The 1,032-nt window shown below is 67.3% G+C and carries 1 protein-coding gene; it reads left to right on the top strand.

All coding sequences use genetic code 11. From position 1 onward, the window contains the following. The coding region (locus LQV45_RS35430; protein ID WP_290370430.1) for an ATP-binding cassette domain-containing protein at window positions 1–1,032 on the top strand (1,032 nt) is incomplete at both ends.

Consider the following 1,032-nt stretch of genomic DNA (forward strand, 5'->3'; position numbering starts at 1 on the left):
CTCGCGTCCCGGAGTCACGCCGTGGTCGAGGTCGGCGAAGCCGCCGTCCTGCGCGACGCCGGCAGCTTCAATGGAACATTCCTCAACGGGGAACGCGTCCACGGTGACGCCCTGCTCTCAATCGGTGACCTCATCGGTATCGGATCGAGCACTTTACTCTGGGACGGCGCCACCGCGGCCATGCCGCCACCGCAACGTCCCGCGTTCAGCGCCCGGCACCTGGAGGTCACCACCAAGACTGGCGCCCACCTGATGGACGATGTGTCCATCACCGTCCCGGCCGGGACGCTCGTGGCGGTCATAGGGCCTTCCGGCGCTGGCAAATCCACCCTCCTGGGCGCCCTTACCGGGCTGCGCCCGGCCACTCGCGGGCACGTCAGCTGGAACGGGCGGGACCTCTACGCCGAGTACGCCCAGCTCCGGTTCCTGGTGGGCCTGGTTCCCCAGGAGGACATCCTCCACCGGCAACTCACTGTCCGCCGCGCGCTCCATTTCGCCGCTCAGTTGCGCCTGCCCCCAGACACTAGCTCCGCAGAGCGCGACGAACGGGTCAATCAAGTCGTCTCCGAGGTCGATCTGACGAACCAAATCGACCAGCGCATCGATTCCCTCTCCGGTGGGCAACGAAAGCGGACCTCGATCGCCCTCGAGCTGCTCACAGCGCCCCAGCTGCTCTTTTTGGACGAGCCTACCTCCGGGCTCGACCCCGGCCTGGACAAGCAGGTCATGGGCAGCTTGCGCTCACTCGCCGACGCCGGCCGCGTCGTGCTGGTGGTCACCCACAGCGTCCTGGCCCTGGACGAATGCGACCGTGTGCTGGTCCTCGCCCGCGGCGGACGCGTGGCGTTCTTTGGACCACCGGCCGAAGTACTCCCATTCTTCGGTGTGGACAACTACCCTGCGGCGTTTGCGGCACTCGAGGACCCGACGTGGGTGGGCAAATACGCCCAATCGCCTGCTCGTGACGCGTACATAGGAAGGACCGCTTCAGCCAACGTGCCCGTACCTGTGGGCGACGCGCCCCCTCCGCCC

The sequence above is a fragment of the Microbacterium sp. Bi128 genome (assembly GCF_918698205.1).